Consider the following 25,543-nt stretch of genomic DNA (forward strand, 5'->3'; position numbering starts at 1 on the left):
GACGCACACCACCGCACCTGCATCCTCCAACGTCCACGTGCCATCGGGATTCACAAAAGTCTGAGATGACTCCGTGCGCTGAGAAAGACCCTCCACACGCGAACCCTGCAACCGCGCCTGAGCAATCGCCGAAAACGTATCAACCCTCACCGACACCAGATCAGGTGCAGTAGTAAGCGGCGAACTCGGTGTCGAATCATCCGCATTTGCCTCGGCAGAAGTCACCGTCAACGACCACCCCACCACCGCGAGAGCCAACCCCACAACACCCAGACGAGAACCCAAATGACCCATCACAATACTGATCTAGACATGGGAATGAAACTTCAAGCATCCAGACTCTAGCAGATTAGACAGTATCGAAGCGGCAGCAGTTCGGGATCCAAGTACGTGGTGCTCACCGCTGCGCCAGCACGAACGGAAGAACCTCGCTCGCTCCGGCTATTCGCAGCAGCCTGGCCGCAACCGTCAGCGTCCACCCCGAGTCGGTGTAGTCGTCGACCAGCAGCACTCGCGCGTCGGCAAGCGATGGCGCCCCCGTGACCGGTTTGAGATCCAGGCGCTTGACGACCCCGGCGAGGCGCATCGCCGAGTTCACGTCGTGCCGTCCCGGCGCTTCCTGCCCCGGTCGAGGGCCTATGGTCGCAAGGACCGGTACGTTCAAGAACCGTGCCAGTCCGCCGGCCAGATGATGTGTGAGCACAGGGCGGGTCGTGGAGCGGATGGCGACCACGCCGTTCACGTCTCCTTCGGTCAGCCACTCCCGCAGCACGGTTGCGGCCGCATGCCGCAGCGGCACCGGCGTCTCGCTGTCCACTGTCCGCGGCGCGAAGAGATCCCGGAGCGCTTCCGAAAGCCCCAGGCCATCGAGGCGCGCAACCGCTCGTCCTGGTGCCGCCTGCTCCTCGGGACTGATCCGTCCTTTGACGTCGATGCCAAGACGATCCATCCCGCTGGGCCACTGGCGTCGGGGCAGAATTTCCACCCCAACCGCGACTAGATCTTGGCGCGCCTCGGTGACCTCGTCCGATGTCGGCCCTGCCGGGAGGGCCGCGCCGCCGCAGTTGTCGCACCGTCCGCACCGCCAGCCGGGTGCCAGTTCCGGATCGTCGAGGGTGCGCCGCAGAAACAGCATGCGGCACTCGTCGGTCGCCTCGTAGTCCAGCATGGTCTGTTGCTCGTGCCGCCTGGCCTCGGCGACGCGGCGGTATCTTTCGGCGTCATACTCCCAGGGCTGGCCCGTGCCGAGCCAGCCGCCTTTCACTCGACGCACCGCCCCGTCGACGTCTAGCACCTTCAGCATCATCTCCAGGCGCGAGCGGCGCAGATCCACGGCCGTTTCGAGCTGCGCGACCGATTGCACCCGCCCATCCGAGAGTGCGGACAACGTGGCCTCGACCTGATTAAGAGGAGGGAAACCGAGAGACCCGAAGTAGTCCCAGATCCGCCGGTCCTCCTGACCCGGAAGAAGGACGACGACGGCGCTGTCCACCCCGCGCCCAGCTCGTCCCACCTGCTGGTAGTAGGCGATCGGCGAACTCGGCGCGCCAAGGTGGACCACGAAGGCGAGATCAGGCTTGTCGAAGCCCATGCCCAGGGCGGAGGTCGCCACGAGTGCCTTGACCCGGTTATGCCGCAGATCCTCCTCGAGGAGTTCACGCTCGGCGGGGTCGGTCTGACCGGTGTAAGTGCGCGCGTCGATGCCGCTACTGCGAAGATGTGCGGCCACCTGCTCGGCCATCGCCACCGTCAGGGTGTAGACGATCCCCGAACCGGGCAAGAGCGGCAGAGCATGGCTGAGCCAGGCCACCCTAGCGGCTTGATCCGGCAACGACACCACCGCCAGATGCAACGAACTGCGGTCCAATCCGCCGCGCAGAACCAGTACGTCGGTATCCGTCCGGTTCGCCGCGATGCCGTCCGCAGCGGGCTCCTCGGCGTGCTTCGCCGCAACCTGCTCGGCGACGTCCCTGGTCACCCGGGCATTCGCGGTCGCCGTCGTAGCAAGTACGGGAACTCCGCGGGGAAGCTGGGTGAGGAAGGTGCGGATGCGGCGATAGTCCGGCCGGAAATCATGGCCCCAATCCGAGACACAGTGCGCCTCGTCCACGACCATGAGGCCCGCCGACGCGGCGAGCCGAGGCAGGACGCGATCGCGGAAGTCCGGGTTGTTGAGTCGTTCCGGGGAGCACAGCAGGACGTCGACGGAGCCTCCAGCGATCTGCTCGTGGATATCGTCCCACTCGGTGACATTGGCTGAGTTGATGGTCACCGCGCGGATTCCCGCGCGCTCTGCCGCGGCAACTTGGTCACGCATGAGCGCGAGCAGAGGGGAGACGATCACCGTCGGCCCAGCGCCCCGCTCGCGCAGCAGCGCCGTCGCCACGAAGTAGACCGCAGATTTTCCCCAGCCTGTGCGTTGGACAACGAGCACGCGGCGACGGTCCACCACGAGCGACTCGATCGCGCGCCACTGATCGTCGCGCAACCGCGCTTCATCATCGCCCACCAGGCGCCGCAGCGCTGCCTCGGCTTCACTGCGTAGGGGAGACTCGACGGGCTGGGTCATAGTGCCAACCATAGGCGGAGGCTCCGACAGCAACCGCCCCGATCCTCGCGGTTGGGGAAAATCGGAAGGCGGCGGAACCATCGGTCCCGCCGCCCTCAACGCGTCACGCGAGAAGGTTATGCCTCCAGGATGACCGCCGGGTCAGCCTTTTGACGCCGTTTGCATCCGGCAGGCGCTGCGATGGCACCGACGATCGCGATCAAAGCCACGACGGCCGCGATCCAGAAGCCATTGGTGAATCCGGCGTCCTGCGGGATGCCCTGCGCCGAGACGTGCGCGGCGATCACGCCGCTGATGACGGCCGTGCCGATGGATCCGCCGATCGTACGCGCAATGGCGTTGACGCTGCTGGCCTCGCCGGTCTGGGTCTCCGGCACTGCCTGGACCACGGCGTTCGTGCATGCGGCCAGGGACAGGCCCATGCCCGCTCCCGTGAGGAGTCCGGAGGCGACGATGTGCCACAGCTGATCGTGCGCGATGGCGGGCAGCGCGAACGCCGCGACGATGCTCACCGCGCCCAGAACCATCGGCCGCTTGGGGCCGTACTTCTTGACCATGCCGCCAGCGATCGGAGCCAGCAGCACCATCGCGAAGACGGTCGGCAGCAGGAACAGTCCGGCCTGCGTCACCGTCTTGCCGAATCCGAAGCCGAGTTCGGCGGGCAATTCCAGGAGCATCGGGATCATCAGGAACGTGCCGAACATCGCGAACCCGACGGCCAGGGCCACCAGATTGGCGGTCCACACGCCGCGCAGCTTGAACAGTCGAACGTCGATCAGCGGCTCCTTCACGCGGAGTTCGAACAGAACGAACGCGACCAGTGCCGCGGCGCCACCGAGTAGCAGCCAGAGCGTGCTGGGCGCACCCCAGCCCCATTCGTGACCCTTGCTGATGGCGAGTAGCAGGGAGACGAGCGCTCCGCTGAGAATTGTCGCGCCGACAAGATCGAGGCGGCCGGGAGTGCGAACGGGGGACTCGCGGGAGACGCGGATTCCGCCTGACGATCACACGCTATCCGGCGATGTCGGGATCGACCTGTTCGCATCTGTGACGCTCCCGGATCTCGTGGGAATTGCCGGCGAGGCACGCCTATCTTTCCACCCGGCCGAACGCCGCCGGATCGACCGGACGGTGCGCTCGCGGCAGCTTCTCGACGACGAGCAGGTATGACTCGGTGACCAGGTCCGCGAGGAGTTCCGCGTCCACGGATCCTCCGGGATGCACGCTGATCCAGTGTTTCTTGTTCATGTGCCACGCGGGCCTGATATCGCTGTGCTGCTCGCGGAGCGCCGCTCCGTCCTCGGGGGTGATCTTGAGGTTCACAATCGGCACCCCGCCCGTGGCTGTGAGGAGCGCGAACATCTTTCCGCGCACTTTGTAGACGTCCGATCCTGGCCCGAACGGGTTGCTCAGCGTGGCCCCAGGCAGTTCCTGGGCGCGTGCCTCCGCGAGTTCGTGCAGTTCCCTGCCGTTCATGGCGATCCCTTCCCCGGCTGTCGATGGTCCGCGCCGAGGAGTCGGTGCCAGGTTCCGGCAGCCGACGGAGTCCGTTGATCACCGCCGTTGCTGGAGTTCGCGTTGGCACGTCACATTGGTGCGCTACTGTCATCCTAAGTTTTCTAGGAGAAGAACATGACCCAGTCCAAACCGTCCGTGCTCTTCGTATGCGTGCACAACGCCGGCCGCTCGCAGATGGCCGCGGGATTCCTGCGGCACCTGGGAGGCGGCTCGATCGAGGTCCGCTCGGCAGGCTCGATGCCGGCCGACAGCATCAATCCCGTCGCGGTCGAGGCCATGCTCGAACTCGGCATTGACATTTCGGACGAGGCCCCCAAGGTCTTGACCGCGGATGCGGCCCGGGCCTCCGACGTGGTGATCACGATGGGTTGCGGGGACGCCTGCCCCTTCTTCCCCGGCAAGCGCTACGAGGACTGGAAACTGGCGGATCCCGCGGGTCAGGGCATCGACGCCGTGCGCCCCATCCGGGACGAGATCCAGGCCCGCGTGGCGACTTTAATAGGCGAACTACTCGGCTAACCGCTGCGCCGGCGTCGCCAAGGTCGCTGCGTCAGGAGCCCAGCGAGGCAAGCGTTCCGTCGCGCTCCAGGTCGAGCAGGGCGACCTTGATGTCGAGCCCGCCCGCGTAGCCGCCCAGACTGCCGTCGGTGCGCAGCACGCGGTGGCAGGGGATCACGATCGGCAGCGGGTTCGTTCCGCATGCGGTGCCCACCGCGCGCGTCGTATTCGCATTCCCAGCGCGCTCGGCAAGCTTTCGGTACGACCACGTGGTGCCGTATTCGATCTCCGGCATCAACTGCTGGACGCGCAGCCGGAATCCTTTCGACAGAGAGTGATCCAGCGGCACGTCGAACTCGCGGCGGCTCCCGGCGAAGTACTCGTCCAACTGCATCGCCACCCGATCGAGCGGCCGCACGGCCCCGCTCACCCGCGCCCCCTGCGCCTCGGCGAGGAAGGCGAGCACGTTGTCGAATCCCTCCCGCTGGAAGGCAATCTTGACCACGCCAGCCTCGGACGCGGCGAGTAGCAGCGGGCCGATCGGCGAATCGACGGTGCGGTGGGCGACGTCAGCTCCGGAAAGTGCGGGGGTCATGGCTGGCTTCCTCTCACGCGTGCTCGCGGCGCGATACGATCTCGTTGATCCAGATGGGGGCGAACGGTGACGTGCAACCGGGCGGGGTCGGGTAGTCCTTGAGGACCTCGAGCCGTTCGCCGATCGCTATCGCGCGTTCGCGCCGGGACTCCGACTCGATGCCGATCGTGGCGAGGCACTGATTCATGGCCCATTGCAGACGTTCGGGCGCGTCGCGCATCTCCGCTTGGATCTGCTTGAGCAGGGCATCCTGGTCCAGACCAGCGGGATTCTTGGCGACGCGCTCGGACGTCAGCGCCCACCCCGCGCTTGCGACAACTGGATCCTCGTCGGCGAACCAGAGCACGCGCAGTTCCTCGGCATGCTTGGACTTCTTCGCGAGGTAGTTGACCAGCCAGTCATGCACCTTTGGCCTGCGCGCCTCGCGCAGCATGACATCGAGTTCGGTTGCGGAGTAGTCCCTGGGGCGCGTGATCAGGATCGCGACCAGGCGCGCGGCGGTGTCGCCCGTTGCCCACAATTCACGGGCGACTTCGGGATCATGCCCCGCCTTCTTGGCGACCGCCCGCAGCTTGGTCAGGTTCACGTCGTGGTCGTCGCCGTGGCGCTGATTGACGGCGCGGATCTTCGGATCCGCCAGCGCAGCCAACTCGTCCAGAATCTCACTGGCACCCAACTAGCTCTCCTCCCGTGCGCCGCCTATCCGGCGAAATCCCCGGTTAGATGGCAACCTAGGACTATCGTACATGCGTGTCATAGTGTGAGCGCGCAATACTGGAAGAGTCGAAACAGTCCTCGATGTCGATCGCCCCTGGAGATGAACCGTGAAACTCGCCGTCACAGTCAGCCCGGTCGAACTGGACGCGCCCATGGACGGGACGGATCGCCTGATCGTCGCCGAGGAATCGGCCACTCACGTCTCGGTCCGCGACCTCGGGCTGACCAGGGGAGACGGCATATTCGAGGTGATCGGCGTCGCGAACGGCGTCCCGCAGGCGCTCGCCGCTCACCTGCGCCGCCTGTCCTGGTCCGCGGCCATGCTCGACCTCCCGCCGCTCGACCTGGCCACCATCGAAGCTGCGGTCCGAAAGGTTATCGACGTCAACGAACCGGCCCCGGAACTCGGCGTGAAGATCGTGGTGACCCGAGGCATCGAGGGCGACGCCGCCCCGAGTGCCAGTTGCTGGGTCACCGTCATCGATTCCCTCGGATTCGAGCGCGAGCGACTCGAGGGGATCGCGGTGGTCACCCTCGATCGCGGGTATCCGCACGACATCGCTGCCCGCGCCCCCTGGCTGCTGGCCGGCGCCAAGACTCTCTCATACGCCGTGAACAAGGCGGCGCTGCGAGAAGCCGCCCGGCGCGGCGCCGACGACGTGCTTTTCGTGAGCAGCGACGGTTACCTTCTTGAGGGTCCGACCTCCACGCTGCTGCTGCGGATCGGCAACCGCGTCCTGACGCCGGCCACGGCGCAGGGCGTCCTGCCCGGGACGACGCAGGGCTCGCTTTTCGACTTCTTCGCCGATCAGGGGCTCGTCACCGCACAGGCGCTCTTGCGCCCGGCGGACCTGGCGCGGGCGGACGGGGCGTGGCTCGCCTCATCCGTGCGGCTACTGGCACCCATCCGCGCTGTCGATGGCGAGCAGCAGATCGTCGATAACGATCTCACCCGCTCCGCTAACGATTTCCTCCTCGCCCGGACCTCCTGAGCCGCGAAATGGGCCTTCGAATGCCGTCGGTGGGTGCGCGAGGAGTGGGAGGGCGGCAGCATGCGCCGTCGGCGGTCGGACTGCGCCGTGATCGAACACTCCGTGACCGCATGATCGGCGCCCGCCTGATCGGTGCCCGCCTGGCCGGTGCCCGCCTGGCCGGTGCCCGACTGGCCGGTGCTTGTTTGCGACGGCCGAACGGCGCCCGCCCGCCCGCGGCGTTGGTCGCGCTCGTCATCGGCGCCCTGGCGATCTTAGGGCTTTTGGGGATGCACACCATCCATCGCGATGTCGGTGTCGCCGCGCCGAGCGCCTTGGTGGGCCACGCGGCCATCGCAATGACGCAATCCGAGGGTCACGCTTCAGGCGATTCAGCGGCGCATGGTCGAGCCTCCGGGCACGACGGCCCGGTGCGGGCATGCGGAAACTGCGCCGCGTCCACACCGTCCCTCGCGAGCGCGTGCACGCAGGCCCTATGGCTGTTCGTGCCGTTCCTGCTACCGCCGCGGCGGTGGCGCCTGCGCCTGGTCGAAGCGGATGCGGACGAGGCCTCGTCCATCCCAATCGCGGTACCGCGCGCGCCATCGCTCGATGCGCTGTGCATCAGCCGGACCTGAGGAAAACCGGCGCGTACCGCGGTCACCAGTGCTGCGGCCACCAGTACCGCCGCTGCCAGTGCCGCGGCCACCAGTACCGCCGCTGAACGTAGCCCCGACCCCTTCGGTCTGGCGTTTCACCCATGCGCGCGCCACGCGATCATGACCCCGTTGGTGCCACTGTGGCGGCACCTGCTGCCGTCGCTGGCATCGTCGCGACGTCGCCGCGCGCTCCTCGGCTCGACCGACACTCACACTCGAACTTGCCAAGAAGTAAGGATTCCCCATGTTCAACTCCACTCGACGACTCGAAACACGCCGCGCAACCGCCGCGCTCCGAACCGCGTCCACCCGAACAGTCGCCGTCAAAACGATCGCCGCCATCGCCGCCGCGCTCGTAGGCCTGTCGCTGCTGGCTGGCTGCACCAGCGACCCCGCGGAATCGGCCGCGACCACCGCTCCGGCCGCCACCGCTCCGGCCGCCAGCGAGCCAGCGGCCGGCGCTCAGCAGGCTCCGCCAGCGAATCAGCAGGACGCCGCCCAGAGCGAACGTCCGATCACCAGGGAGGCGATCGCCGCACTCGACGCCGCGGACATCATCGAGTGGCTCGATCCGCTCCCCGTAAGCGAGCGGCCCGCCGACCTCAGCGTGTCGATCCGGCCCTCGCAGATCGTCGTCTCGGACAGCGCGGGGGAAGCCACGGTGCCGATGCCCGCGGACGAGTTCTACGTCTCGCTCGCGCCCTACGTGAACCAGAACCACGACTGCTACTTCCACAACCTCGCGACGTGCAAGGGCGAACTGGCGAATGAGGCCGTGCGGGTAGTGGTCACCGATCAGGCCACGGGAGCAACCGTGCTCGACGAGCAGCGCACCACCTACGACAACGGATTCGTAGGCATCTGGCTCCCGCGCGGTGGTAAGTACGACCTCGTCATCACGGCCGCAGCCGGCTCGGCGACGGCCGAACTGTCCACGGCCGACGATGACGACCTCACCTGCCTGACAACCCTCAAGCTGACGTAGGCGGAATCGCACCGAGGTCGCGCGGCTGTCGCCTGCCCGGGCAGCATCAGTTCTGCTGGCGCACTGCACGCCGCGCGATCTCGGCACGCAGCAATTCCGTGTCGGCGGCGGTCCAGCCGGGCACGTCGCATACGGCCGCGAACGCGTTGACGTATTCCTGCTGGAAGTGGTGACCGGTCCCCATCGGAACGTCGGAGCCCGCAGCGAAGAACAGGTCGAACGCCACTTGCCAGAAGCTGGTGACGGGGAACCAGGCGACCTCATCCATGACTCCCGGGGCAGGATCCTCGTCCATCCAGGCAGGCTCGGAGTAGAACAGCGACGGATCCCACCAGGTGGTGCCGTCCGTGCCGTGCTGCAGGTACGCAACCCGCGGGAACGCCCAGTCGCCCTCGAGTTGGCCGGGTTCGCCCGTGTAGAAGCGCACCTTCTGCCCGCCGTCGACGACCGGTTCGACCTGAGTCGAGCCGTCGTCGCGGGAGTTCGTGAGGTCGTTCCACATGGGTACGAAGTACGGCGTCCCCGCGAATACCGCTCCATCGGTGCGGGTACGTAGATCGCTGAGGTTGGCGAACGCGGATTGCATGCCGTAGGAGCCGAGGGAGAGCCCGGCCACGTAGAGTTTCGGCCGCTCGGCTACGGGTATCTCGGTCAGGCGCGCGGCAACGGCCGTGAAGAGCTGCTGGCTCGCCACCGGAGGCGTTCCACGATCACCGAGGAACGCCATCCAGCTCGGCAGGTAGGAATACTGCATGGCGGCAACGGCCGAATCCCCGCCGTGCAGGAACTCGAAACTCGACACGAGCGGCTCGTCCACCCAGCCCGAGCCCGTGGTGGCGACGATCAGGATGGCCTCGCGGTCCCACGCTCCAGTTCGATCGAGTTCGCCCACGATGAGGTTCGCGGAGGATTCGAGCGATTCCGTGAGCCCCGCATAGACACGGATCGGATCCTCGGCTTCGGTGCTGGCGCCAGCACCGCTACGAGTCTGCTCGAACCGGGCGATCTCGTCCTTGCTCGGGCCGCGCGTAACGAAGCGACGGCCCTCGCGCCCCAGGTCGTCCCAGGGGACGAGCGACCCGGGCGAGCCCGAGCGCAGGCTCGACTCCGGAGGTTCGCTGCCCGGGTCGAAGAACCCGGCCGCGACCTGGAACGACTCGTCCAAACCCCGGACGATGCGCGTGATAAGGACCCCGTTGACCAGGTTGAACGCCAGGAGCGCGACGAGTAGCGCCGCTAGGACATTCGCGAGGCGACGAGGAAGCATCCGGCGCAGGAATGCACCGACGCTCTGCGACGCTCGGCGCAGCAGGCGGGCGAAGCCGAGTACGGGAATGAAAAGCACCGGGACGATCACGACGCTGAGGACGAAGCCGATCGCCTCCCACGCCCCGAGAGGGGGCATGCCGAGCAGGTCGCGCTGACGGGATTGCCACCAGATGCCGAGCCCGATCATGATGGGCAACCCGACTACGGCAATGCCGGTGATGATGCGGCGCGAGACGGCGCGCAATCTCGGCGAGCCGAGCCGGTCGTTCTCATCGAACGAGCGCACCACCCATTCCAAGAGGCAACCGACGGCGTACGCGGAGATCACCGTGACGGCCGTCACCGCCCCCTGCACCCACCAGGTGCGGGCGAGGAGGGAGGGCGTGAATGACCACAGTCCGGTCAGCACGGCCGCGACGATTCCGGGTGTCGACAGGCAATTCAGCCAGCGGGCGATCCGTCCGGACGACTTCTCTGATTCGGGTGATGTACTTTCTCTCATCGTCGAACTTTAGCGGGTCGTGTCTACTCGGTGTAATCGTCCTTCGGTAACCGGGCGAGGTTGGCGCGCCAGTGGACGAGCGCGTCAGACGAGCGGCGTAGCGGGCCGGATGACGCGGACGCGCACGAGGATGAGATACAGCTTGCAGCCCAGGCAGAAGCCGAATGCGGCGTTCAGGAAGGCGGCGACGAACGCCGCTGCGCCGAAGATGACGAGGGCCCACGGCACCGCGACGAGGTGCAGGACGAGTCCTGCTGCGACCACGATGAGGCCGACGAGCTGCGAGAAGCGCGGCGGGCGCGGGTCCTCGAACTGCGTCGGAGCCGAGATACGAGGCTGGACGGCCTTGCGGAACAATACGCCCCAGGGAGCGGTCGCGGGCGAGGTGTAACTCCAAGCGAACAGAACGGCGATCACTGCGAGCAGGATGAAGCCGGGATCGGTGGCGAGGGCGCCCGTTCCGGCCTCTCCTGCCGTGGGCGAGTTGCCGATCGCTGCGAGGAACACAGCGACGACGAGCAGGGTTGCGGTGATGGCCGCCGCGAACCGGGGGGCCCGCGAGTCGATCGCCTTCGGGCGGGACTTCGTAGTTGTTTCAGTCGACATGACAAGGGTCCTTACGTGAGAACGGCGGAGTCGATGACCGCCACCACCTGGGAGCCCTTTACGGGGCCGGAGAGTCGCGCTGCGAGGTTGCCGTCGGGGTCGACGACGAAGACGGTAGGAGTTTGCAAGATACCGTGCTGTGCGGCCAGTTCGGCGCGTGAGGTCAGATCGACCTCGGCGAAGACGGTATCGCCGCGATCTCCGAGTGAATGGCGGATCGAGCGGGCCACACCCGGGCACTGGGCGCACCATTCGGTCGTGAACTGGACGATGCTCCACGAACCGTCCGGGCTACTCACGCCGAGCGAGTCGAGATCGATGGATTTCGACTTCGCACCCTCGAGCCGCTTCACTCTCGCGCCGCGCTTGTGCGCGATGCCGCCGAGCACGGCGGTCACGAGAACCAGAGCCGCGACAGCGGCCAGAGCGACGAGGGGATCCACGTATTCACGATATTCCCGCGTGCCTCAGTAGCCAAAGAGGGATCGCATCGTGGACATGGCTTCCCTGCCCTTCAGGTGGGCTACGGTCGCGGCGCCCCGCGTCCGGGGCGGAATGCGGAGACGGAGGGCTCGTCCTCGAGCCAGAAGCGCCAGGGGAACTGCGGGCCGCCCGCCGCACCGGCGACGCCGACCCGCGGTCCGGTGAGAATCGAGCGCGCCGGGGCCTCGCCGGGAGTGAGTGCGAAGGGCTCGGCAAAAAGCGAGAGCCCGCCGAATTCGAGTGTCAGCCCCAGTGCAGCGGCCACGTTTCCCGGCCCGCGAGCGAGTTGCTGGTGGGGGAGAGGTGTCACGAGCGAGCCTCCCCGCGGGCGCTTGGCTAGCCGCCGCGCAAGGGCGATCTCGTTCCCGGCCACGATCTCGCCCGCGCGGATGAGGACACCGGAGGCGATGCCCTCCGGCGAGCAGACAGCGTTGAGCGCGTGATGCATCCCGTAGGTGAAGTAAACGTAGCTGCGGCCCGGCGGGCCGAACATCGCCGCGTTGCGGTCGGTCCTCCGGGCGCGCGCGTGCGAACCCGCGTCGTAGGGCCCAGGGGTGCCCACGCCGTGGTAGGCCTCCACCTCGGTGATCCGCAGCGTCACGGCGCCGTCGGGGGACAGTACGGTCAGATGCGCGCCAAGGAGCCTGGGAGCGACCTCAAGCGCATGGGCTTCGAACAGTTCACGCACTCATTCAGTATTGACGAGATCGCCGAAAATACGACTTGACCTTGACGTAACGTCAACTTTTAGAGTGATTGTCATGGAACGATCCATCCAGCAAGTCGCGCACCTCACTGGCGTCTCTAGCCGCACCCTGAGGCACTACCACGCCGAGGGAATCGTCCGGCCGAGTCGCATCGCGACGAACGGGTATCGGTACTACAACACCGACGCCCTCGTCTCGTTGCAGCGCGTGCTCGTGCTACGCGAATTGGGGCTGGGCATTCCCGAGATCCGCCGGGTCATGTCGAATGGGGAGGATGAGCGAGCCGCGCTCGCGGCCCATCTCGATCAGCTGCGCGCTCGCCTGGAGAGGCTAAGGCGGCAGATTGCCGCCGTGGACGCGACCTTGACGTCACTGAAGACAGGAGAAGAAATCATGGCGGAGTCCATGTTCGATGGATTCGATCACACCGAGTATCGCGATGAGGTGGTCAGCAGGTGGGGGCGGGCGGCCTACGATCGCTCCGACGCGTGGTGGTCGTCGCTCACGGACGAGGAGCGGCGCGGCTTCCAGGCCGAGGTCACCGGCCTGGCCGACGATTGGATCGCGGCGCAACGCAGCGGCGTGGCCGCGTCTTCGCGCGTCGCCCAGGATCTCGCCGAGCGTCACGTGCGGTGGCTCTCGTCCGTGCCGGGCACACCCGCGTCGAATGGCGGCGATATGCGCGCCTACGTCCTCCGACTCGCCGAGATGTACGTGGGGGACGAGCGCTTCGCGGCCAACTACGGCGGCCAGGAGGGTGCTGGTTTCGTGCGGGACGCGCTTCGCCACTTCCTGGAGGGGGATGAGGAGTCCGGTTCGCCGTCCGCTCGATGATCGATGCCGTAGGGCCGGAAGTGTGACTCCGCTCTCACGATGGTTGTATCTACAACTATTATGGTTTAATTGTTGATACAACCAATCGGGTGGCCCCAGCGTCACCCGGCAACAGAGAGGCAAGGACAATGACAACCTTCAACGTCATCGGTGCAGGAAACATGGGGAACGCGATCAGCGCTCTACTCGCGGCCGGCGGCAGCCAGGTCACTACCATTACCCACTCGGAACTCGCGGCCACCCCGCTCGATGCCGACGTCGTGGTCCTCGCTGTCCCATACCCGTCGATCTCCGAGATCGTCGAGGATAAGCGCGATGAACTGGCAGGCAAGGTCGTTGTTGACATCTCGAACCCGCTGAACTTCGAGACCTTCGACTCGCTCGTGGTCCCTGCTGACTCATCCGCTGCCGCCGAACTCCAAGCCAAACTGCCCGACTCCCGTGTCATCAAGGCCTTCAACACCAACTTCGCGGCCACTCTAGCCAGCCGCAGCGTCGGTCAGAACCCGGCAACCGTGCTGGTCGCTGGTGACGATGAGGGCGCCAAGGCAGCGCTTATCTCAGCAGTGAAGGCAGGCGGCGTGGCCGCCATCGACGCAGGAAAGCTCGCGCGCGCCCGTGAGCTCGAAGCCGTGGGCTTCCTGCAACTCACATTTGCGGTGGGCGAGAAGATCAGCTGGACCGCCGGCTTCGCGCTCGTCAGCTGACCACCCACTACTTCCTTCACATCTCCGAGGAGAAACAGACGATGAGCAACGAGTTGGCGCTGAACCCCGCCTCGGGAATGAGCGCGGTGACGCTGCTCGTCCGTGACCTCGAAGTGATGACGGACTACTACACCGAGGCATTCGCACTCGAGCCCCTTGAGGAGCTACCCACGCGAACCTCGACGCGTCGAGTGCTGGGCCGGGGAACCACCCCGATGGTCCGACTCGTCCACGCGCCCGGGATCCCCATGGTCGATCGGCGGCAGGCGGGACTCTTCCACACGGCCTTCCTCTTCGAAGACCAATCGAGTCTCGCCGCCGCGGTCTACCGAGCCGTGAGCGATCAGCGGGGTCGATACGCGGGAGCCGCGGACCACCTGGTTTCCGAGGCCTTCTATTTCACGGACCCGGAGGGCAACGGCGTCGAGCTCTACACCGATCGTCCGCGTGCGCACTGGACGATCGTGAACGGCCAGATCCAGATGGCCTCCAACCGGCTGGACCCGCGGGTCTTCCTGCAACTCCACCTCACTGAGTCTTCCCTCGAAGCCGGTCCGGCGCTTGAGGCCAAAGTCGGGCACGTTCACCTGCAGGTCGGCGATCTGCGCAGGGCACGAGACTTCTACGTCGACTCGCTCGGGTTCGACGTGACCGTAGGAGATTTCCCCGGTGCGATCTTCGCGTCCGTGGGCGGTTACCACCACCACATCGCGATGAACACGTGGAACTCCCGCGGCGCCGGCCCTCGCGCAGCAGGCCTCGGGCTCGGCGACGTGGCGATCGCGGTTCCCGAACGCGCCGATCTCGATGCACTCGCGGTTCGCCTGCGCACGGGCGGCGTGCCGTTCGCCGACCACGGTTCCAGTATCGTCACCGCCGACCCGTGGGGGACCCAGGTCACCGTTTCGCTGCCGGCGCCCCGGGTCGAAGACCTCCTTGCGGCTCCTGTGGCGACGGAGCCGCACGCCTGACCGGGATCACGCGGCGGATGACATGCCCCAGCCAGCGTCGATGGACTGGCGCTATACCCCGGGTACGGGCACATGGGCATCCTCGAGGCCGGATCACCCCTGGTGGGTGACCTGTTCGCCTGGCCGACCGCCCGCTCACGCATGAATAGCACGATTCCTCAATATCCCAAATGCGGCCAGTTCCCCAGGAAAACAGCCAGTCTTCGCTAGCATTGGCCGAGTGCACTATGGAACCGGCCGCGTCATTGCGCGCGGATCACTCTCACCTGCCAGAATCGCGCTGTTGACGGCTACCGCATTCCTGGCGATGTGCGCGTGGGTAGTCATAATGGCGTCCTCCCAGGCCCACGCAGCCAGTGGCCTGACCGCCAAGGCGAGCACCACGGTTCCCGCGAAGTCCTATGTCAAAGCCACCGTGAAGATCGTCCTGACGACGCCGAAAGCCGGCGCGACCAAGAAGGTGAGAATCTCCGTCGCGAAGGCATCCGCGCCCACGAAATCCTGGCGCGGGAAGACGCGGAAGGTCACCCTCCGCTGGTCCAAGGGCGCATACCGCGGCAGTGTGGCCGCGACGGCCAAGAAGCCGCCGAAGGTAACGGTCAAGGTTACCGCCATGGGAAAGCCGCTCAAGAAGGTCGTCAAGGCGCCTCTCGCGAAGACCACGGTGACCACCGCCACGGCATCACTGCGCGTGCGCGGGGGTAAGCATCCGGTGTCGGTCACCGTCTCACCCGCATTCAAGCGGACGGTCAAACTCCAGCGAAAATCGGGCGGAACCTGGCTGACCGAAGTGAAGAAGACCGTCTCCGGCAGTGCCCTCAAAACGGTCACGTTCAACCTTCCAGCGACCAAGGTCGGCACCTCGAAATGGCGGATCGCCGTGGTCAAGACGGCCAAGGCGAAACTCGGCAAGGCGCCCTTCACCGTCACCACGGTCGATCCCGGAGCCAGCACGGTCGTGGGCATCCCGAAGGCACTCGTCGTCACTGCGGCAAACCCCGGCAGGCTTGCGGCCTCGATCTACCCGGCATTCGGCCGCAACGTGTCGCTGCAGGAATACAACCCGAACACGAGTTCGTGGCTCACCATCGACACCATCACGACGAACAAGACCGCGATGGTCGCCAACATCTCCTTCGCCCTTCCCGATCGTGCGCAGGGCGTGACCAAGTGGCGACTACGGGCACCGGCTGTCGCCGGCGCGTACCTGGCGGTGAACTCGTCCGCGATCTCCGTCACCACCGACCTGGGGCCGGGGCCGCTGCGCGGGATCAAGAATTTCACCGACCTGGAGGCGCAGGGCAGGCCTATCGTCATCGCGCATCGCGGTGGCTCGGACCGATACCCAGAACAGTCGCGCGAGGCCTACGAGGCGGCCGCTGCGACAGGATTCGTGATCGAGGCCGACCTTCGCCCCCTCGCGGACGGAACTCCGGCGCTGCTCCACGACGCGAGCACCGCCCGCACCATCATCGACGTGAACGGCAAGCCCGTCGAACGGGCGATCAACTCGATCACGCCTGCCGAATGGGCGAACCTCCGGATTCGCCCCGCATACGTCACCGGCATCGTCGGCACGACCCTCACATGGGAGCAATTGCTGGACGAGTTCGGCGGCCGCGCGACGATCGCGGCGGAGGTCAAGACCGCGGCGCTGGCGCGCCGCGTCGTCGACGACGTGGCGGATAGAGGGCTTGCCGACTCGGTCATCCTGCAATCCAACAGTCAGCCCGTCGTTGACGCGATGACGGCGCGGGCCGTGGACAGGGGAGTCAGCATACGCATCCGGCGGCTGCTGACCGCGACGTTCTTCTCCGGGGACCCCGCGCAGCTGAACGCCAACCTCGCGGGATTGTTCGGCAACTACTACAACGAGTACCTGGGAGCCTCGCTCGCCCAGACCAGCAACGTCCTGATTCCCTACGTGCAGCAGAACGGCTTTGACCAGAGCCTCGTGATCCCGTATTCGGTCAGCGAGCCCGACCAGGTGCGCGCATTGCTGATGACCGACGGGATCGTGGGATTCTCGAGCGACGATCCTTGGTACGTCTGGTCGGGCATCGCGACGTCACTCGGGTACTAGCAGGCTCCCACGGTAACGTAGTGGGGCGATAGCGCTACTAGAGGAGAACCGCATGTCTCAGGCCGAATGGCTCGCCGCCGCCAGCAGGACCTCGACGGCCGAGTACGGCGGCTTCATCGGCTGGTTCCTCGACACGATGTCCTCCCTCGGCGAGGTCGGCGTGGGAGTGGCGGTGCTGGCTGAGACGTTCTTCCCGCCGATTCCCTCCGAGATCGTACTTCCGACCGCTGGTTACCTCGCGCACGACGGCCGGATGTCCCTGTGGCTCGCGTGGCTACTGGCCACTCTCGGCGGGCTTATAGGCTCGTGGGGCTGGTACGCGATCGGCGCGGCGCTGGGGCGCGATCGCACGCGCAGGATCTTCGGCAAGGTGCCGCTACTCGAATTCGAGGACTTCGACAAGGCCGAGGCCTTCTTCGCCAGGTGGGGCACTACTGCGATCCTGGTGGGACGTTGCGTGCCCATCGTGCGCTCCCTGATCTCCATCCCCGCGGGCATCGAGCGTATGCGGCTGTGGCAGTTCACCCTATACACGTCCCTGGGAACGGCCATCTGGAACGCCATCTGGATCGGCCTGGGGTTCGCCCTGGGGCCGGCAGTTCAGCCCGTGCTCGACCGCTGGCATTCCGCGCTGTCGAACATCGTGATCGCCATAGTCCTGGGGGCCGTGCTCTGGTTCGTCGTCAAGCGCGTCGTCAAGCGCCGCCGGGCGTCGGCCGAGGGCTGATCCCTCGGAAGGATATGGCCGGGCCGCCGACATAGACTGATGCGGTGCCCCAAACCGCTGCGCTGACATCGTCTCAGCAATGGCGCGCATTCTGGGTGGCCGCGAGTGTGGCAGCCATGACAATCCTCGACCTGAGCAAGGTCAATGTTACGCTGCCCTCGATCGAGCAATCCTTCGGTGCGTCGTCGAGTTCCCTCCAACTCATCGTGTCGGGCTACGTGCTGACCTTCGGCCTCACTCTCGTCCCGATGGGACGGCTCGGCGATCAGACGTCGCGCAAGCGGCTCTTCCTGATCGGCCTGTCGCTGTTCGCCCTGACGAGTGCGGCCTGCGCCCTTGCGCCGAGCGAGGAGTTCCTGCTGGTCGCGCGCCTGGTCCAGGGTGTCGCGGCAGGGATTCAGATGCCGCAGGTGGTCGGCACGATTCAGCGGATATTCCAGGGCGAGGCGCGCGGGCGGGCGTTCGGGCTCTTCGGTTCCGTCATCGGCGTCTCCACTGCGTTCGGGCCGACGCTTGGTGGTCTGATGATCGCCCTCGGTGGCGCTCAGAACGGCTGGCGATGGGTGTTCTGGCTCAACGTGCCACTGTGCATCGCGATCATGATCTGTGTGCTCGTCTTCCTGCCCACCACGCAGACTGGGGCACGGCAGTCGCTGTCGCTCGACCCCGTGGGGATCCTGCTGTTCGGTTGCGCCGTCATGGCGCTGATGGTCCCGTTCCTGCTCACCACCGGCGGGGGCGGCGACAATCCGCTTCGCTGGTGGCTCCTGATCGCCTGCGCGATCTTCGCCGCAGCCTTCGTCTGGTGGGAATCGCGGTATGCGCTCAGCGGCAGGGCTCCGCTCATTCCGCTCAAGCTGTTCCGCATCCCTTCCTTCCGCAACGGGACGCTCGTCATCGCCGCCTACTTTTCCGCCATCCCGGCGATGTTTCTCCTTACGACCCTGTTCCTCCAGATCGGAGCCGGAATCGAGCCGGTTTACGCGGGCATGGTGAGCATCGGCTTCGCGCTGACGAGCGCGTTCACCGCCTGGTGGGGCGGGCGACTAGTTGCCAAGCGAGGCCGGGCCGTGGTCGTCGTGGGGCTGACGATCATCCTGACGGCCACGATTCTCCTTCATGCGGTTGCGCGATATGCCACCGTCCAGCACGTGGAATGGTTCATGGCGGCCGCGATGGTGCTAGCCGGAGCGGGCGGCGGATTCGTGGTGGCACCCAACCAGGCGCTCACGCTGGGCCATGTGCCGGTGCGCGATGGCGGTCTCGCCGGGTCGGTCGGCCAACTCGGCCAGCGCATCGGCACGGCAATCGGCACCGCCGTCGCGCTGTCCTTGTTCTATGCCACCATCAACCGCGCGCACGGTTCGGCAGAGCTCGACTTCGCGGTTTACCGAGACGGCTTCGGGGTCGCGATGACCGCCGTGAGTGCCTTTCTCTTCGTCGCGCTGCTGCTGGCGCTCGCGGACCTTCACGCGCGGCGGCGAGCGGCTGCGGCTGGATCGTAGGCTCGGCGCGAGCCGAGCCCGCCGACGTGGCGCGCTGCCGCAGATGTGCCATAGTCGAAGTGTCCGTATCGTCCGGATCCATTTCGTCCGGGCCGGCGCAAACATGGAGGCACACATGGTTAACAGCAAAGCAAGCGTGACATGGAACGGCGCGCTGTCCGATGGGCACGGCGAGGTGCGGCTCGACAGTTCGGGTGCGGCAACTCTGCCCGTGAACTGGCGGGCGCGGTCGCAGGGGTCGGACAGCGTGACCACGCCGGAGGAACTGCTGGGCGCCGCGCACGCCGCGTGCTTCGCCATGGCGCTCAGCCACGCACTCGAGGGCAATGGCACCCCGCCCACGCAACTCGACGTCACGGCCAGCGTCGGTTTCACCCCCGGAGTGGGGATCACCGGAAGCCACCTCACGCTCCGGGCGCAGATTCCGGGCTTGGACGAGGCCTCCTTCGAGCGCTTCGTCGACGAGGCCAAGGAGGGCTGTCCCGTATCCGTCGCCCTTTCTGGTATCGAGATCACGCTCGACGCGACACTGGCGTAGCGTACGTCCCATTCACCGCTTAGCGGCTCGGCGTCCGACCCTGGTGAACCTGGGCGGGGCGGCGAGCCGCTAAGTTAGGTTATGCGGGAGCCAGGGCGGCGCCGGCCATGACCGCCTGGACGGCCATGGGACACGCGAAAGAGGGTGGCGAAATGAGCGCGAAGAAGGTCGGAATCCTCACGGCGGGCGGCGACAGTCCCGGATTGAACGCCGCGATACGGGGCTTCGGGAAAACCGCCGTCGGGCACTACCACATGGACCTCATCGGCTACCGCGACGGTATCACCGGGCTCGTCCAGGATCGGCACGAGCCGCTCACCGGAAGCACCCTATCGGGCATCCTGACGGTGGGTGGCACGATTCTCGGCACGTCGCGCGACAAGGTGCACCGCTTTGCGACGCCCGACGGTGTGGTCGACATGGTTCCCACCGTCGTCGAGAACTATCAGCGCGAGGGACTCGACGCGCTGATCATGCTCGGTGGAGGCGGCACCGCCAAGAACGCGAAACGACTTGTCGATGCGGGACTCAACGTGATCCACCTGCCCAAGACCATCGACAACGACATCGCCGAGACCGACACGACCTTCGGCTTCGCCACGGCGATGGAGATCGCCACCGACGCCATCGACCGTGTGCACTCGACCGCGCACAGCCACCACCGCATCATCCTCACCGAGATCATGGGGCACCGGGCCGGGTGGCTCACGCTCGGCGCGGGCATCGCTGGCGGGGCCGATATCATCCTGATCCCCGAGATTCCCTACACCGTCGAATCCGTGGCCGCCACAATCAGGGAGCGCACCAAGCGCGGATCGAGTTTCTCCGTCGTGGCCGTGGCCGAGGGCGCCCGCGACATCCACGACACGGCCGACTACGAGGCCGCCCGCCTCCTGGTCAAGGCGGCCAAGACGCCAGAGCAGCAGCGCGCGGCCAAAGTCCACCTGCGGAACGTCGAGGACCTGCAGCGCGAGCACACCTTCAAGCTCGCGCGCGAGCTGGAGGCCGCCACAGGACTCGAGGCGCGCGTCACAATCCTCGGCTACGTACAGCGCGGAGGCTCTCCCTCGGCCGCGGACAGGATGCTGGCGACTCGCCTAGGCGCGGCGGCGGCCGATCTGGTCGCGGACGGGGAGTTCGGCGTGATGGTCGCGTCGCACGGCGAAGAAGCGGTTCCCGTCCCGCTCGACAGGGTTGCCGGCAAGACGAAGCTCGTCCCGCCGGACCACGCCTGGGTGCAGGCCGCGCGCAAGGTCGGAACCGGCCTCGGCGATTAGATTGACGCGAGGTGGCCGGCACGTGAAAGCCTGTCGAAGGCTTTCCAAATCGCTGTAATTCCAACAAATTACCGTGCCAGAATTGCGGCGTGATTAAAGATTTGGCGCTAGCGGCGGATCGGCTCGCGGCGGTGGAGACCGCCGCCAAGATTCGTGCTCTGGCGGACGTCGCCCGTCCGATCCTGACGATCGAGTCCACGGTGCTCGTGAGCGAACTGGAGGTCATGTTCCGGGACGAGTCGATCCATGCCGTCGTAGTCAACGATTCCGCTGAGGGCCGGATCGGGCTCATCACGCGCGCCATGTACGGGGCGGCGCTCACCGGCAGGCTCGGCTATGGGCGCGCTGTCCACCTGCGCCGCGCGGCGGGCGAGCTCGCCGACTATAAGGCGCTGGTGCTACCGCCCGGCACGAGCATCGCCGACGCCGCGACCCGCGCGATGGATCGTTCGCGCAAGCGTCGATACGATCCGATCCTGGTTTCGGATACCGAATGGCGGGTCGCGGAGACGGGGGACGTCACCAAGGCGCTCGTCTCCGCGCTCGCGTCGCGTTCGGTCAAGGACGCCCTCACTGCGCTTCCGACCAGAACCGCGCTGCTCTATGGGCTGGCCCGCAGGTGCGAGCGGGCGCAGGGGGGACGGGCGCGGATCGCCCTCGTGCTCATCCGCGTACGGGGGATCGGCAAGATCAACGCGCAATACGGCCAGAACGGCGGCGACACGATTCTGCAGGCAGTGGGACGCCGGCTGGAGGCCACGCGCGCACCCGGAATGGACTGCTTCCGCGTTTCCGGGCGTGTGTTCGCGATCGTCACAACGCTTCCGCCGCTGGAAGAGGTCACCGTGGTTGCATCGGTTGACGCTATCCGCGAGACGCACTTGCGGGCATTGGCGCCGACAGAGCCGGGCATTCCCACGTCGATCTGGCCGGGCTTCGACTCGGGAGCGGGCTTCACGGACGCCAACGTCAGGACGGCGGACGACCTGTTGCGCACCGCCGAACTTAGGCTCCGGGCTGCACGAAAGAGATAGCGGAGGGCTCGAATCGGACGCGCGCTCCGGCGGGCAGCTGACCGATCCGCGGGAGATCCGTGGTCGCCACGCATGCGATAACCGGATATCCGCCCGTCGTCGGGTGGTTGGTTCCGAAGACCAGCGGCGCGCCGCTCGGCGGAACCTGAATCGCCCCGGCCACCAGCCCTTCGCTGGCGAGCTCGGCATCAGCGTAGCGATCCGCCCGCGGCAGCGGTTCCTCGCCGCGTAGCCTGACGCCGACGCGATTCGATTCTGGCGTCACCTCCCATTCCCGGCCGGTGAGTAGCTCCCAGGCGTGACGCGTGAACCAATTCGCCCTGGGCCCGGGGGAGATCCGGAGAGTCACCAGATCACCTGGCGCCGGGTACGGGCCGGTCGGGACAGCCTCCTCTGCGACGGAGAATGGCGCTCTGCCCGCGCTCGCTACGTCGTCGCCCGGGCGCAACGGCCGTGGACCGAGGTCGCTCAGCGCGTCGAACGAACGCGAGTCCAGGACGCGCGGGACGGCGACGCCGCCGCGCACCGCGACGTAGATCCGCGCCCCCATTGCCGGCATCGCCAGATGGAGCGAGTCCCCGGGAACTAGCAGAAGGGGACGCGCCGGATCCGCCTCTGCTCCGTTCACGGTCACTCTGCCGCGCGCCCCCGAGACGGCGACGACCGTGCGCCGGCGGGCAGATAGGGAGATCCCGCCGACGGTCTCCAGCGCAGCCGATGCGGGCGCATTGCCAACGAGCCGGTTGGCCGCATGTAGTGACCCGGGATCCGCCGCTCCTCCCGGGGACACCGCCCAGCCGAGCCGTCCCGGGCGTCCGCCATCCTCGATCACCGTCAGCGGACCCGGATCGACCACGGTGAGAACCGGCGGCACTCCCGAGTCGTTCCCCGCTCCAGCACCCGAGCCGCGGACCTCCGCGCTGATCGCGGGGGGCAGAAGTGCCTGCGTCAATGACGATGGCTCACCTGCGGGCTGCGCCGCGGACATCCGCGGCACGAACCTGACCCGCGTGCCCCGTGGCAGGAGCGGTGGTACGGCCGCACCGGAGTCCCACAGCGGTACCGAGGTGTGACCGATCAGCCGCCAGCCACCCGGGCTGGGCGTCGGATAGATGCCGCAGAATTCCCCGGCAATCGCGACCGATCCGCGGGGCACGCGCGCTCGAGGGCTGGCCAGTCGGGGAAGGTGCAGGGCAGCCGGCAGGCCGGCGAGGTACGGGAAGCCCGGGGAGAACCCGTTGAATGCGACGGTGTATTCGATTCCGGAATGCAGTTCCGCGACCTCGGCGGGTGTCGCGCCGAGATCGTCGGCAACGAGGTCGAGATCGAAACCGTCGTAGTTGACCGGAATCTCCACTGGGGCGTCTACCGTCCCCTGCTCGACAGGGCTCGCGGTGGTGCGCGCGAGCTCGCGCAGTTGCGGGGAGAGTGCCGCCGCATCGACGCGGGACGGATCGACGTGGAGCGCCACGGTGCGGGCTGCCGGCACGACCTGCGTTACCCCCTCGATGGGATTCGCGCGCAGCATCGCATCGAATGCGAGCACGCGGGCCAGCGACGCAAGCTCGACCAGCATGGCACGGTCTCCCAGCGGCAGGATTCTCACCACCGCGCCGGCCACCGTGTCATTGTGCTCGCCGCTTGCCATGCGATGCGGACCGCGCTAGTGCTCGATGGCACGTAGGTCCACGCCCGCCGCCTCGAGCGCCGAGCGAATCGCCCTCGCAATGGCCGTCGCATGCGCGGTTTCGCCGTGCACGCAGACGGTCCTTGCCGCCAGCGCAATCGGCGAGCCCTCGTGCGCCAGGATCTCGCCACGGCGGGCGAGGCGGACGACGCGGGCGGCTATCTCGTCCGGATCCGTGAGCACGGCGCCAACGAGCGAGCGTGGGCGCAGCGTGCCGTCGGTTTCGTAGGCGCGATCGGCGAAGGCCTCCGGCACGGGGACGAGCCCTGCCGCGCGGGCCTCGTCCAGGAAGACGGACCCAGCGAGGCCGTAGACGGGTAGACCCGGTCGAACGCTCGCGATGGCGCGGGCAACGGTGCGTGCCTGGTTGCGGTCCGTCGCGATGACGTTGTAGAGCGCACCGTGTGGCTTCGCGTGGGTCAGTTCCACGGCGACGCTCGCAGTCACCCCCAGCGCGGCCCCGAGCTGGTAGACGACATCGGCGTGGAGCTCGTCGTGCGTGACGGGCATCGGGCGGCGGCCGAATCCGCGCAGGTCGGCGTACGAGATGTGGGCGCCGATGCTCACGCCCGCGTCGCGCGCCATCGCTGCGGTTCGGATCATCGTCTGCGGATCGCCGGCGTGAAAGCCGCACGCGAGATTGGCCGAGGTGACTATACCGAGGAGTGACTCGTCGTCGCCCATGCGCCACGGGCCGAACGATTCGCCAAGATCGGCGTTGAGATCCATGGTCACGGTCACGCGCGTCGCCCTTAAGTCGTGTTCCTTGATGCGTTCATCTCCACGGTAGCGCAGGCTGTGAGGGAGGCCACATTGCCATCCGGAATGAACGCGAGGCGTTTCGAGTTGACGTAGATACATGCAATTGCATCTAATTGATGACGGGCGGCGCTCGGTCGCCAGCGAGGAGTGGGTTGAAATGCAGTTCGGAATCTTCACGGTCGGCGACGTGACCCGTGATCCCAACACCGGCCGGACGCCGAGCGAGGCGGAACGCATTAACGCGGCCGTGCAGATCGCCAAGAAGGCCGAGGAGGTCGGGCTCGACGTGTACGCCACGGGGGAGCACCACAACCCACCCTTCTACACGTCTTCGCCCACCACGTTCCTGGCTTATATCGCCGCGCAGACGAAGCGCATCATCCTGTCGACCTCCACGACGCTCATCACCACCAACGACCCGGTTCGCATCGCCGAGGAGTACGCGATGCTGCAGCACCTGGCTCACGGGCGTTCGGACATCATGCTCGGCCGGGGGAATACCGCGCCGGTCTATCCCTGGTTCGGGCAGGACATCCGCGAGTCGCTGCCACTCGCGCTGGAGCACTACAACCTGCTCCATGAGCTGTGGCACAACGACGTGGTCGACTTCGAAGGGCGCTTTCGGACGCCGCTGCAGGGGTTCACGTCCACGCCGCGCCCGCTCGATGACGTTCCGCCGTTCGTCTGGCACGGCTCCATCCGCACGCCCGAGATCGCAGAGCAGGCGGCCTACTACGGCGACGGCTTCTTCGCCAACGGCATCTTCTGGCCCATGAGCCACTTCCAGCGGCTGATCGCGCTGTACCGGCGCAGGTTCGAGCACTACGGCCACGGCACGCAGGAGCAGGCGATCGTGGGTGTCGGCGCCCAACTCTTCGCCCGACCCAAGTCGCAGGACGCCATCAGCGAATTCCGCCCGTACTACGACAACTCGGCCGTCTACCGCGGCGGCCCGGACCTGGAGACGATGAGCGAGGCCACCCCGCTGTTCGTCGGCAGTCCGCAGCAGGTCATCGACCGCATCATGGAACTGCCGAACTACTTCGGCTACTACCAGCGCCAGATGTTCCTGATCGACCACGGCGGCATGCCCACCAAGACGGTGCTGGAGCAACTGGACCTGCTCGGCGAGGAGATCCTCCCCGTCGTGCGCAAGGAGATGGCGGCACTCAGGCCGGCAGGCGCGGCCCCCGCGCCAACGCACGACCTCCTGGTCAAGGCCAAGTACGGCGATGCCGAGCCGCGGCAGCCGCGCCCCAACGACAATCGCGGGGACAACGTGACGGGCACATCGCCCTCCGACCCGGCCAAGCCGGCGACGATGCCCTCGCTGTAGAAG

The 25,543-nt window shown here is 66.9% G+C and carries 25 protein-coding genes; 14 read left to right on the top strand and 11 right to left on the bottom strand.

What is annotated here, in order from left to right; all coding sequences use genetic code 11:
- Positions 1-397 precede the first annotated feature (397 nt).
- The 3 genes from FB461_RS02970 to FB461_RS02980 all read right to left on the bottom strand — a co-directional run bounded on the left by FB461_RS02970 (position 398) and on the right by FB461_RS02980 (position 4,045).
- The gene (locus FB461_RS02970) at positions 398-2,569 is read right to left on the bottom strand and encodes a DEAD/DEAH box helicase (protein WP_246045983.1); all 2,172 of its coding nucleotides are present in this window, start codon (positions 2,567-2,569) and stop codon (positions 398-400) included.
- A gap of 116 nt (positions 2,570-2,685) precedes the next feature.
- Positions 2,686-3,360: an MFS transporter gene (locus tag FB461_RS02975; protein WP_246045984.1), complete on the bottom strand. Its 675-nt coding sequence runs from the start codon at positions 3,358-3,360 to the stop codon at positions 2,686-2,688.
- 298 nt (positions 3,361-3,658) lie between these two features.
- A complete protein-coding gene (locus FB461_RS02980) occupies positions 3,659-4,045 on the bottom strand; it encodes an MmcQ/YjbR family DNA-binding protein (protein ID WP_142118832.1) in 387 nt (128 codons plus the stop codon).
- Positions 4,046-4,201: 156 nt separating this feature from the next.
- On the opposite strand from FB461_RS02980, the gene FB461_RS02985 reads away from it, so the two are divergent.
- Positions 4,202-4,606, top strand: a complete 405-nt coding sequence (locus FB461_RS02985; protein WP_142118835.1) for an arsenate reductase ArsC — start codon at positions 4,202-4,204, stop codon at positions 4,604-4,606.
- Between the two features lie 31 nt (positions 4,607-4,637).
- Here the strand turns inward: FB461_RS02985 and FB461_RS02990 are convergent, their stop codons facing one another.
- Together FB461_RS02990 and FB461_RS02995 are read right to left on the bottom strand one after the other, a co-directional pair.
- Positions 4,638-5,180, bottom strand: a complete 543-nt coding sequence (locus FB461_RS02990) for a methylated-DNA--[protein]-cysteine S-methyltransferase (protein WP_142118837.1) — start codon at positions 5,178-5,180, stop codon at positions 4,638-4,640.
- A 13-nt stretch (positions 5,181-5,193) separates the two neighbouring features.
- Positions 5,194-5,856: a DNA alkylation repair protein gene (locus FB461_RS02995; RefSeq protein ID WP_142118839.1), complete on the bottom strand. Its 663-nt coding sequence runs from the start codon at positions 5,854-5,856 to the stop codon at positions 5,194-5,196.
- Between the two features lie 148 nt (positions 5,857-6,004).
- On the opposite strand from FB461_RS02995, the gene FB461_RS03000 reads away from it, so the two are divergent.
- The 3 genes from FB461_RS03000 to FB461_RS03010 all read left to right on the top strand — a co-directional run bounded on the left by FB461_RS03000 (position 6,005) and on the right by FB461_RS03010 (position 8,512).
- Complete coding sequence (locus FB461_RS03000) at positions 6,005-6,889, top strand: aminotransferase class IV (protein WP_142118841.1); 885 nt, start codon at positions 6,005-6,007, stop codon at positions 6,887-6,889.
- A 110-nt stretch (positions 6,890-6,999) separates the two neighbouring features.
- Complete coding sequence (locus tag FB461_RS03005) at positions 7,000-7,506, top strand: pentapeptide repeat-containing protein (protein ID WP_170222587.1); 507 nt, start codon at positions 7,000-7,002, stop codon at positions 7,504-7,506.
- A 265-nt stretch (positions 7,507-7,771) separates the two neighbouring features.
- Positions 7,772-8,512 (top strand): CueP family metal-binding protein, encoded by a 741-nt coding sequence (locus FB461_RS03010; protein WP_142118845.1) that lies wholly within the window; start codon positions 7,772-7,774, stop codon positions 8,510-8,512.
- Between the two features lie 46 nt (positions 8,513-8,558).
- Here FB461_RS03010 and FB461_RS03015 read toward each other — a convergent pair whose 3' ends face one another.
- The 4 genes from FB461_RS03015 to FB461_RS03030 all read right to left on the bottom strand — a co-directional run bounded on the left by FB461_RS03015 (position 8,559) and on the right by FB461_RS03030 (position 12,060).
- The gene (locus FB461_RS03015) at positions 8,559-10,283 is read right to left on the bottom strand and encodes an alpha/beta hydrolase (RefSeq protein WP_142118847.1); all 1,725 of its coding nucleotides are present in this window, start codon (positions 10,281-10,283) and stop codon (positions 8,559-8,561) included.
- Positions 10,284-10,367: 84 nt separating this feature from the next.
- Entirely contained in the window at positions 10,368-10,889 is a 522-nt protein-coding gene (locus FB461_RS03020) for a DUF4395 domain-containing protein (protein WP_142118849.1), read from the bottom strand.
- A gap of 11 nt (positions 10,890-10,900) precedes the next feature.
- Entirely contained in the window at positions 10,901-11,332 is a 432-nt protein-coding gene (locus FB461_RS03025) for a thioredoxin family protein (protein WP_142118851.1), read from the bottom strand.
- A gap of 80 nt (positions 11,333-11,412) precedes the next feature.
- On the bottom strand, positions 11,413-12,060 hold the full coding sequence (locus FB461_RS03030) for a DNA-3-methyladenine glycosylase (protein ID WP_142118854.1): 648 nt from the start codon (positions 12,058-12,060) through the stop codon (positions 11,413-11,415).
- Between the two features lie 73 nt (positions 12,061-12,133).
- Between FB461_RS03030 and FB461_RS03035 the strand changes: the two genes are divergently transcribed.
- From FB461_RS03035 to FB461_RS03075, 9 genes are all read left to right on the top strand, one after another.
- Entirely contained in the window at positions 12,134-12,913 is a 780-nt protein-coding gene (locus FB461_RS03035; protein ID WP_142118856.1) for a MerR family transcriptional regulator, read from the top strand.
- Between the two features lie 128 nt (positions 12,914-13,041).
- Complete coding sequence (locus FB461_RS03040) at positions 13,042-13,620, top strand: NADPH-dependent F420 reductase (RefSeq protein WP_142118858.1); 579 nt, start codon at positions 13,042-13,044, stop codon at positions 13,618-13,620.
- Positions 13,621-13,661: 41 nt separating this feature from the next.
- Positions 13,662-14,591, top strand: a complete 930-nt coding sequence (locus FB461_RS03045; protein WP_142118861.1) for a VOC family protein — start codon at positions 13,662-13,664, stop codon at positions 14,589-14,591.
- Between the two features lie 283 nt (positions 14,592-14,874).
- Positions 14,875-16,674: a glycerophosphodiester phosphodiesterase gene (locus tag FB461_RS03050; RefSeq protein ID WP_142118863.1), complete on the top strand. Its 1,800-nt coding sequence runs from the start codon at positions 14,875-14,877 to the stop codon at positions 16,672-16,674.
- 52 nt (positions 16,675-16,726) lie between these two features.
- Complete coding sequence (locus tag FB461_RS03055; RefSeq protein WP_142118865.1) at positions 16,727-17,401, top strand: DedA family protein; 675 nt, start codon at positions 16,727-16,729, stop codon at positions 17,399-17,401.
- A 116-nt stretch (positions 17,402-17,517) separates the two neighbouring features.
- The gene (locus FB461_RS03060) at positions 17,518-18,906 is read left to right on the top strand and encodes an MFS transporter (protein ID WP_142120691.1); all 1,389 of its coding nucleotides are present in this window, start codon (positions 17,518-17,520) and stop codon (positions 18,904-18,906) included.
- Between the two features lie 115 nt (positions 18,907-19,021).
- Positions 19,022-19,444: an OsmC family peroxiredoxin gene (locus FB461_RS03065; protein WP_142118868.1), complete on the top strand. Its 423-nt coding sequence runs from the start codon at positions 19,022-19,024 to the stop codon at positions 19,442-19,444.
- A gap of 152 nt (positions 19,445-19,596) precedes the next feature.
- Positions 19,597-20,721 carry a 6-phosphofructokinase gene (locus FB461_RS03070; RefSeq protein WP_142118869.1) on the top strand — a complete coding sequence of 375 codons (1,125 nt, stop codon included), beginning with the start codon at positions 19,597-19,599 and terminating at the stop codon, positions 20,719-20,721.
- An 89-nt stretch (positions 20,722-20,810) separates the two neighbouring features.
- Positions 20,811-21,755 (top strand): diguanylate cyclase domain-containing protein, encoded by a 945-nt coding sequence (locus FB461_RS03075; protein ID WP_142118871.1) that lies wholly within the window; start codon positions 20,811-20,813, stop codon positions 21,753-21,755.
- Here the strand turns inward: FB461_RS03075 and FB461_RS03080 are convergent.
- Both FB461_RS03080 and FB461_RS03085 read right to left on the bottom strand, forming a co-directional pair.
- Positions 21,727-23,376, bottom strand: a complete 1,650-nt coding sequence (locus tag FB461_RS03080; protein WP_170222588.1) for a 5-oxoprolinase subunit B/C family protein — start codon at positions 23,374-23,376, stop codon at positions 21,727-21,729. The two genes, FB461_RS03075 and FB461_RS03080, sit on opposite strands and share 29 nt — an antisense overlap.
- A gap of 42 nt (positions 23,377-23,418) precedes the next feature.
- A complete protein-coding gene (locus FB461_RS03085; RefSeq protein ID WP_211349859.1) occupies positions 23,419-24,171 on the bottom strand; it encodes a LamB/YcsF family protein in 753 nt (250 codons plus the stop codon).
- Positions 24,172-24,361: 190 nt separating this feature from the next.
- Here FB461_RS03085 and FB461_RS03090 point away from each other — a divergent pair, with 190 nt between their 5' ends.
- Positions 24,362-25,540, top strand: a complete 1,179-nt coding sequence (locus FB461_RS03090) for a CE1758 family FMN-dependent luciferase-like monooxygenase (RefSeq protein ID WP_142118877.1) — start codon at positions 24,362-24,364, stop codon at positions 25,538-25,540.
- Positions 25,541-25,543: the final 3 nt, after the last annotated feature.

The organism is Rarobacter faecitabidus (genome assembly GCF_006716265.1).
Classification (GTDB): Bacteria; Actinomycetota; Actinomycetes; order Actinomycetales; family Cellulomonadaceae; genus Rarobacter; species Rarobacter faecitabidus.